Origin of the sequence: Synechococcus sp. W60.3, from assembly GCF_047502615.1 — a bacterium.
In the GTDB taxonomy this organism is placed as follows: domain Bacteria; phylum Cyanobacteriota; class Cyanobacteriia; order Thermostichales; family Thermostichaceae; genus Thermostichus.
In genome coordinates, this window is sequence record NZ_JANSHJ010000028.1 from 23,340 (window position 1) to 31,474 (window position 8,135).

Here is an 8,135-nt window from a genome sequence, read left to right on the forward strand (position 1 = left end):
GAGCCACCTATGACCGTGCTGGAACAGGGATCCATCACCATCCACACCGAGAACATCTTTCCCATCATCAAGCAGTCTCTCTACTCGGATCGAGAGATCTTCTTGCGGGAGCTGATCTCCAATGCTGCTGATGCCATCACCAAGCTGAAGATGGCCAGCCTTGCCGGCGAAGTGGCAGATCTCCCAGAGCCGGAGATTACGATTGCCCTCAACAAGGAGGCCAAGACCTTAGCGGTGGCCGATAACGGCATTGGCATGACTGCCGAGGAAGTGAAAAAATACATCAACCAGGTGGCTTTTTCCAGCGCTGAAGAGTTCATTCAAAAGTACAAGGGCAAAGACGCAGAGCAAGCAATCATTGGCCACTTTGGTCTAGGATTCTACTCCTCTTTTATGGTGTCGCAGCGGGTGGAAATCGACACCCTCTCCTATCGGCCCGGCAGCACGCCGGTGAAGTGGGCTTGTGACGGCACCACTACTTTTACCCTCTCCGATTCTGAGCGCTCCAGCATCGGCACCACCGTTACCCTTTACATCACCCCCGAAAACGAAGAATACCTGGAGCCAAGCCGCATTCGGGAATTGGTTCGTAAATACTGCGATTTCATCCCCGTTCCCATCAAGTTAAACGGGGAAGTGATCAACAAGCAAAAGCCCCTGTGGAGAACCTCACCTTCCGAACTCAAAGATGAGGATTACCTAGAGTTTTATCGCTACCTCTATCCCTTTCAAGAGGATCCCCATTTCTGGGTGCACATCAACACCGACTATCCCTTCATCGTGCAAGGGATCCTCTATTTCCCCAAGTTGCGCCCGGATATTGATCCCACCAAGGGTCAAGTCAAGCTGTTCTGCAATCAAGTCTTTGTCCAAGATAACTGTGAGGAAGTTATCCCCAAGTTCCTCCTACCTCTGCGGGGGGCCATCGACAGTCCGGATATTCCCCTCAACGTCTCTCGCAGCTTCTTGCAAAATGACCGCACCGTAAGACGCATTGGGGATCACGTTGCCAAAAAGGTGGCGGATCGTCTCAATGAACTATACAGGGAAGATTACGAAAAATACGTCAAGGTCTGGCCCGACATCAGCCTCTTTATGAAGTTTGGGGCGATGAACAATGACAAGTTCTTTGCCCAGATCAAGGATATTCTCATTTTCCGAGTGGCCGGATCCCCTGCCGATAAACCCGAATATGTGACCCTGAAAGCATACCTAGAGCGCACCCGCGACAAGCAAAACAAGCGAGTTTACTACGCCACCGATGAGGCGGCCCAGAGCGCCTACATTGATCTCCACCGCTCCCAGGGGCTGGAAGTGATCATGTTGGATAGCTGGATCGACAGCCACTTCAGCAGCTTTTTGGAGCGGGAATACAAAGAAGAAGGGATCCAATTTAAGCGGGTGGACTCTGAGCTGGATGAAACGCTGGTAGATAAAGACAAAGCCGCCGAAATTGTGGATCCGGTCACGCAAAAAACCCGCAGCCAAAAGTTGGTCGATCTCTTTCGGCAGGCCCTGGGCAAAGACAAGTTGCAGATCAAAGCAGAAGCTCTTAAATCAGAGTCGGTTCCGGCCATGATCTTGCTACCGGAGACGCTGCGGCGCCTACAGGAGCTCAACGCCGTCATCCAGCAGAAGCCGCTGGAGTTTCTGGAAGAGCACACGCTGGTTCTGAACACGGCCCATCCCCTTATCCAAAACCTGCAGTCTCTTGCCGATCAGGGTCGGGATCCCGACTTGGTTCACCTCATCTGCAATCACATCTACGATTTGGCTTTGATTACCCAGAAAAGCTTTGATCCAGCAGCCGCGCGGGCCTTTGTGCAGCGCTCCAACGAAGTGCTGACTCGGCTCACCCGCCCTCAATAGGCAGCGCTGTCCAGGGTAGACTGCAGGGCTTCCGCTCCACCGGGCAGAGACGGACGGGATCCGGCCCCGTTGCCGCTGTGGCTGTAGCTGCCTTGGAGCACGGGGGCAACTTGGCGCATCAGCGTCGCCATCTCCAGGGCACTCATGGCGTATTCCCAACCTTTGTTGCTCTTGACCCCGGCCCGCTCCAGAGCCTGCTGCAGGGTATCGGCGGTGATGATCCCGAAAATAACCGGCACTCCGGTACGAAATCCTGCCGCCGCAATGCCCTTGGAGACCTCCGCCGCCACATAGTCGAAGTGGGGAGTTTGCCCGCGAATCACTGCCCCCAGACAGATGATGGCATCATAACGGCGAGATTGGGCCAGTTGGTGAGCCAGCAAAGGCACCTCAAAACTGCCCGGCACCCAGTAGTAGTCCACCTGCTTGCTCTCCGGGCCGACATCCACACCATGCCGCTTCAGCGCGTCCTGGCACCCTTCCAACAATTTGCCGGTGATCAGGTCGTTAAACCGACCGATGACAATGGCCAGACGCAGATCCTCCGTCTGAACAAAATTGCCCTCGTAAACTGCCATCTACGCTGCTCCAGACCTACCCAAGAGAAGAACAAGCGGAAAACCACGCTTTCCCATCCTAATTCACTGACGGGCAACGGCTGCCACACCCATATTTCTCTTTGGCAGGGGGAGCAAAACCTATTCGCCGATCCCCAAGGGGAATTGGGGCTTTCTCAACTGGCCTATCACTTCATCGGCGGGGTGCTACACCATGCACCTGCTTTGTGTGCCCTCACCAACCCGACGGTCAATTCTTATCGCCGCCTCAATGCCCCCGTCACGCTCTCTGGGGCCACCTGGTCTCCCAATACGATCAGCTACAGCGGCAATAATCGCACCCACGCCATTCGGATCCCGGATGCCGGGCGGTTTGAATTGCGTTTGGCCGATGCTGCCGCCAATCCCTATCTTTTGGCTGCTGGTCTCATTGCCGCCGGTCTGGACGGGATCCAACACCAACGGGATCCTGGCCCCCGCTGTGACAACAACGCCTACACCGATCCCCTCCCCAATGCCCCAACGTTGCCCGGCTCTCTGGTCGAAGCCCTCAACCATTTAGACCAAAACACCCTGTTCCGCAGCAGGCTTGGGGATCCCTTTGTGAATGCCTACCTCAAGCTCAAACGCCAACAGTGGCAGGAATACAACCGTCAGATCACGCCCTGGGAGCGGGAAACAACCTTGGATTGCTAGCCCGGTAGTTGTTGTTATCTCATTACACCTTGAGAGAGGGCTTCCAACTGGCCTGGAGTGACCCTAAACCTGGGCCAACTGGTGTTGAGCTGCCTGCCGCATCACCTCTACTGGCACAGGCTTGCCTCCCAGCCAAAGCGATAGAGCCTTGGCCCCCTGGTGAACCAGCATCTCTAGTCCACTGATGGGGGTATGTCCCAACTCGGCGGCCATCCGCAGCAGAGGAGTGGGATCCGGCACATAGATCAGGTCGTACACGATGGCACCCGGAGACAGCAGGCCCAGTTGCTCCCGGCTCAGGGGAGAGAGCTCCTGACCGCCAGGGGATCCCGGCTTGTGCATGCCCACGGGGGTGGTGTTGACCAAAAGCCGCGTCTGAGACAGGTAGCAATTCAACTCCGCCCAGTTCACCGTCTCCACCTGAGGCCAGGTCTGTTGCAAGGCCAGCAATGGGTTGGGGGATCGCCCCGCCACCCGCACCGGCCCCAGCCCCAACTCCAAACAACCTTGGATGGCCGCCCGCGCTGCCCCCCCGGATCCCAGAATGAGGGTGGGGATCCCTTTTTCCAGGCCCAGCAAAGGCTGCACAAAGCCATCGATATCGGTATTGGTGCCCGCCCACCCGCCCTCTGGCAAGGGGTAAACCGTATTCACCGCCCCCACCGCTGCTGCCCGCGATTCAATCTGATCGAGCAAAGGGAGAATGGCCTGTTTGTGAGGAATCGTCACATTAAACCCCCGCACCCCAATGGCCGCCAGCCCTGCCACCGCCGCCGCCAAGTGTTTTGGAGCCACCGGAAACGGCACATAGCAGTAGTTTTCCCCCATAGCTGCCAAAGCAGCATTGTGCATGGCTGGGGATAAGCTGTGGGCCACCGGATCCCCAACCAGACCAAGCAATTGGGTGCTTCCCGAAATCCGACCGTCCACCGGCTCAGCCAACTCCTCAAGGGATCCCTGAAGTCACTTTAAAGACTACTGAGACTCCGACTCAACCCGCTGCAGAGTCTGCCGGTAGCGATGGCGCCAGTCGGCCAACGATTCTTCCGAAATGTGGTCGATCAAGGTGCTCATCTCCGCCAGGATCTGATAAACGCGGTCAAAGCTTTGTCGGGTTCGCTCTTCCTGCTCCGGTTGATGGATCTGCACCATGTATAAGCTCATCTTGATGGTTTGCAGGCGGTTTTTGCCCAAATCTTCTAGCATTTCCCGAATTTGCCCGATTGCCTCCCGCCTCACCTGTCTCTGCCGCCGTCGCAACAGCCAAAAGAGGATCCCGTGGACGACCCCTACCAAAGTGGCGCTGACCGCCGTTGCCGTTTCTAGCGAAAAAGCGCTGCGGCTGGCCACAAAACCACTTAGCAGAATCACCCCTATTCCCACTGCTGTCAAGACTAGCTCAATGTTGTTTAGGAACCATCTTCCTGCCGGTCTCCAGATCCCAGATCCGGCCACTTGACCCTGAAGAATGCCCATCATAGCCTTTTGCACCTCCCTTCCGTCTCTCCCGTTCGCTCAGCCCATCACTACCTGCTCAGCCGCCCCAAGGCCAGGCGCGGTCTTCTACGGCTCAGTTGACGCTTCAGACAAAGCTGCCGGAGTTTTCGCCGCCGCAAGCGCAAGGGTCTGCGGGCCAGGGATCCCGCTGTGGTTGACTCCGGTGCAGGAGCCTGCATTTTTTGGCTGAGCTCTTGATGGTGTTGGCGGAGATCCTCAATCTGCTTGAGGCGAGTTTCCAGCTCTCGGCGCAGTTCGGCGTTTTCTTTTTCCAGACGCTGCAGGCGTTTCAGCAGCTCTGAGGACTCCGTTCCGCTGACGCGGTCGGAAACTGGGATGGGATGGGGAGCAGTCACCACCGAGCTGTGCACATTCCTGCTATCTCGCATAGCCTGGGCAGCCCGGCGCAACAGAGCCACCCCCTTGGGGTCATCGCTGTCCATGAGGCTGGCCGCTCCAAACTGGAGCTGCACCGGCAGCGCCCGCCCATTCACCACAAAGGGATCCTGAATCATCCGCTGACAGCAGCGTTCGGCAGCCATTTGCGCAGCAGCCAAGGTGCTCCCCGGCAGCAGAATGATAAACTGCCCCTCGTCGTAGCAAAACAGGTCGTCTCCATCGCGCAGGTTATTGGCCAAACGCTCCCTAAACAGTTTGAGCAGATCAGCCCGACCGTCAGCATCCAGCCCTTGTGCCAAAGAACCGAGGTTGGCCAAGCGCAGCACAAACAAGCTGAGGGGTTCCGATTGGGCACGGGCCTGGGCCACCCGCAGCGGCAAACGAGCCACCAAATCCTGACGGCTACCCACCTCCAAACCAATCGACTTGGGGGGAGAGGGAGGAGATTTTTGCCCAGTTTTGAGCAGATATTGCTGGCGGCGACTTTCTACAATGCGCAGCCCTGCCCGCACCCGCGCCAGCAGCTCTGCAGCCTGAAAGGGTTTGGAAAGAAACTCATCGGCGCCTGCCTCCAAAGCCCGCTCCATGCTATCGTTGCCCTCGCGGGCAGTCATAATGATGTAGTACACCCAAGCATATTCCGGCAGTTGCCGCAGTTGACGGCACAGGTCTAGGCCGTTCAGGGAGGGCATGACCCAATCGGCAATGATCAGATCTGGGGGTTGGCGGCGAATTTGCTCCAGCGCGGAGAGGCCATCCAAAGCATAAGAAATACTGCAGCCCTGCTTGCCCAAAAAGTTGGACAGCATCTCTGCCACCATGTAGCTATCATCCACAATCAGTACACGGGCTTGCAGACTGCCGTCTTGACTTCTGCCAGAGACGAGTTTCGCCTTCTCAGGCGCAGGAGCTGCACTAGCGCTCTCCGGTCTGGGATCCATAGACAAACTGAGGCAGGATGGCGAGAAAATCCGGGAAAGCAAACTACCCGCAACTTTCCATCGCTATTCTAATGAATGTGGTATCTCCATCGTTATTCTGATGCGGTAGCGAACAGCAGCCGCTTCCACTTTGCCGAGTTGGTTAGATGGATTGAATCACTCTTGAATCACTGAGACTTCGCTCGTCCAGAGCCGCTGTCTGTTGCTGCCCAAGGCTTGCTCTGACCAGAAGCCCTTTGGCGGGAGAGCTGAAATCTATTGGTGAACATTTGTGAATTATTCGAGGCAGCAAAGCAGAGGCTCAGTAACGGATCTCGAGGGTGACTTGGGCGCGCACGGTTTGCTGTCCCCCCTCCACCGGTGTGGATGCCGTTTCTAGACGGGCATAGTCGGCGCGGGCAAAGGGGATCGGCGGCGGGATCATGTAGCCATCGCTCTGAATCTGGATGCGCTCGACGGAACGGATGCTCAGGTTCAAGGCCCCCAGCACATCCTGGGCTTGGCGTTGGGCATCTTGCACGGCTTGGGTTAGGGCGCGGCTGCGCGCCTCCAACAGGGTGGCATCGTCGGCCCGGAAACGGCCCGATTCCCCCTGGGTGGCTCCGGCGGCCACAGCTTCGTCCAGCACTTGCCCGGCTCTGGCCACGGGCACCTCGAATTGCAGACTGTTTTGCCCCTGCACACCCGTTAGGCGAGGCTGGCCATCCTGATAGTCGTATTGCGGGTAGAGGGAAATGCCGGTGGTTTGTAGAGCGCCTACTTGCAGCTCCTTGAGGCGATTGACCAGCCGCTCTGAGCGTTCTGCCACCTGTTGTTGTACCGATTGCGCCGTCTCCCCCTGGATCACCACCCCCAAGCGAATGAGGGCAATGGAGTTCTCTACGGAGACCGATCCCTGCCCTGTAACCGTCAACATTCGGGATCCCTCACCAGGACTGGCCATCGCTCCACCTCCGGCGATTATGTTCCAACCCAACAGTGCCACCGCCAGTACCAGGCCCAGCCACGCTACCCCCTTCAGCCCTTTCCAACCCCTGATCCCGTTCATTGCTTTCCCCTTCTGTGGTTCAATCCCAGCCTACTCCCACCGCTCCTCAGCCTGATCCGACAAAAGCCCCAGCCACCAGTTCCCTAACCTCACCCAGCCGGTGCGTTCTTGCCCCCACGGATCCCGTATCCGCACACGGAATACCCGTTGATACTTGGAAGTGCTCCCGGAAAAAGGCCCCAGCCGCCAGTACCGTGCCTCCTGGCTCAAAATGGAGTAGCCATGCTTTGCCGCCCACCGCTGCAGCAGCTCTTGGCTGCGTCTTTGTTCCCAGACAAAAATTCCCATGAAAAGGGCAACAGCAACCGCTACCCATACTAGGGTCAATGCCAGCTCAGACATGGGGGTAGACAGCAAGGCTACTGCCCATCCTATGGGAGTTGCTCCAATGCTGGGATCCCCGGCGGTCAAAGTTCACCTTCGTCGCCTCACCCGCCCTCAGACCTTGGGCAAAGAGATCCCTGCTTCAACCCATCAGACCGTATGATTGAGGCAGGGTGGTCAAAACTCAATCGGTTCTCAAGTCGTTAAGGTCTCTTTACAGAATGGCCGAATCGAAACTGCGACAACTGCTGCACGATCTGGATGTTGAGCTGCAAAAAACCCCTGGCCTGGACGAAAAGCAGCGGCAGCACATTGCCACCATTCGCCAGGAAGTGGAAGCGGTGCTGGCCGATCTGGGATCCCGAACCGAGAGCAAACAGAGCCAAGGGCATAGAGATCGCCTTGGAGAGGCGCTGGGCCTGTTCGAGACCTCCCATCCCAACCTTACCCTGATCCTGGAGCAGGTGATCGACACGCTGGCGGGAATGGGTTTGTAGTTTCATGGTCGGTAAAAGGGCTCACCAGAAAGCTCCCTTGCTTGCTAGCCTTGGTAATGCGTTGAAAGCTCCTTATGCTCTATGACCAGCACTCTCCACTCCACCTCGTTTAACACCACCCGCTCCAAGCAGGTTTTTGCCCGGGCACAAAGCCTCATGCCGGGGGGAGTGAGTTCTCCGGTGCGCGCCTTCAAGTCGGTGGGCGGGGATCCCGTAGTGTTCGACCGTGTCTCAGGGGCCTACGCCTGGGATGTGGACGGCAACCAATACATCGACTACATCGGCAGTTGGGGGCCGGCGATTGTTG

9 protein-coding genes and 1 pseudogene are annotated in these 8,135 nt (G+C 57.3%); 4 read left to right on the plus strand and 6 right to left on the minus strand.

Features of this window, described 5'->3' with window-relative positions; all coding sequences use genetic code 11:
* The first annotated feature begins 9 nt into the window (after positions 1 to 9).
* The gene (gene htpG / locus NW846_RS09995) at positions 10 to 1,869 is read left to right on the plus strand and encodes a molecular chaperone HtpG (RefSeq protein WP_414348507.1); all 1,860 of its coding nucleotides are present in this window, start codon (positions 10 to 12) and stop codon (positions 1,867 to 1,869) included.
* Here the strand turns inward: htpG and ribH are convergent.
* Positions 1,863 to 2,447 (minus strand): 6,7-dimethyl-8-ribityllumazine synthase, encoded by a 585-nt coding sequence (gene ribH, locus NW846_RS10000; RefSeq protein WP_414383161.1) that lies wholly within the window; start codon positions 2,445 to 2,447, stop codon positions 1,863 to 1,865. The genes htpG and ribH overlap by 7 nt on opposite strands.
* Before the next feature lie 66 nt (positions 2,448 to 2,513).
* Between ribH and NW846_RS10005 the strand changes: the two genes are divergently transcribed.
* Positions 2,514 to 3,122, plus strand: coding sequence for a hypothetical protein (locus NW846_RS10005; RefSeq protein ID WP_414515893.1), 609 nt, complete (start codon positions 2,514 to 2,516; stop codon positions 3,120 to 3,122).
* A 63-nt stretch (positions 3,123 to 3,185) separates the two neighbouring features.
* Here the strand turns inward: NW846_RS10005 and NW846_RS10010 are convergent, their stop codons facing one another.
* The 5 genes from NW846_RS10010 to NW846_RS10030 all read right to left on the minus strand — a co-directional run bounded on the left by NW846_RS10010 (position 3,186) and on the right by NW846_RS10030 (position 7,295).
* Positions 3,186 to 4,052 carry a shikimate dehydrogenase gene (locus NW846_RS10010; RefSeq protein WP_414515882.1) on the minus strand — a complete coding sequence of 289 codons (867 nt, stop codon included), beginning with the start codon at positions 4,050 to 4,052 and terminating at the stop codon, positions 3,186 to 3,188.
* A gap of 45 nt (positions 4,053 to 4,097) precedes the next feature.
* Positions 4,098 to 4,493, minus strand: coding sequence for a hypothetical protein (locus tag NW846_RS10015; RefSeq protein WP_414515884.1), 396 nt, complete (start codon positions 4,491 to 4,493; stop codon positions 4,098 to 4,100).
* Between the two features lie 155 nt (positions 4,494 to 4,648).
* Positions 4,649 to 5,839, minus strand: coding sequence for a response regulator (locus NW846_RS10020; RefSeq protein ID WP_414515886.1), 1,191 nt, complete (start codon positions 5,837 to 5,839; stop codon positions 4,649 to 4,651).
* Positions 5,840 to 6,260: 421 nt separating this feature from the next.
* Positions 6,261 to 6,902, minus strand: coding sequence for an SIMPL domain-containing protein (locus NW846_RS10025; RefSeq protein ID WP_414515888.1), 642 nt, complete (start codon positions 6,900 to 6,902; stop codon positions 6,261 to 6,263).
* A 135-nt stretch (positions 6,903 to 7,037) separates the two neighbouring features.
* Entirely contained in the window at positions 7,038 to 7,295 is a 258-nt protein-coding gene (locus NW846_RS10030) for a hypothetical protein (protein WP_414515889.1), read from the minus strand.
* A gap of 257 nt (positions 7,296 to 7,552) precedes the next feature.
* On the opposite strand from NW846_RS10030, the gene NW846_RS10035 reads away from it, so the two are divergent.
* Both NW846_RS10035 and NW846_RS10040 read left to right on the plus strand, forming a co-directional pair.
* Entirely contained in the window at positions 7,553 to 7,828 is a 276-nt protein-coding gene (locus tag NW846_RS10035; RefSeq protein ID WP_414384385.1) for a DUF4404 family protein, read from the plus strand.
* An 81-nt stretch (positions 7,829 to 7,909) separates the two neighbouring features.
* Positions 7,910 to 8,135: pseudogene (locus NW846_RS10040) on the plus strand (aspartate aminotransferase family protein); the annotation flags it as partial.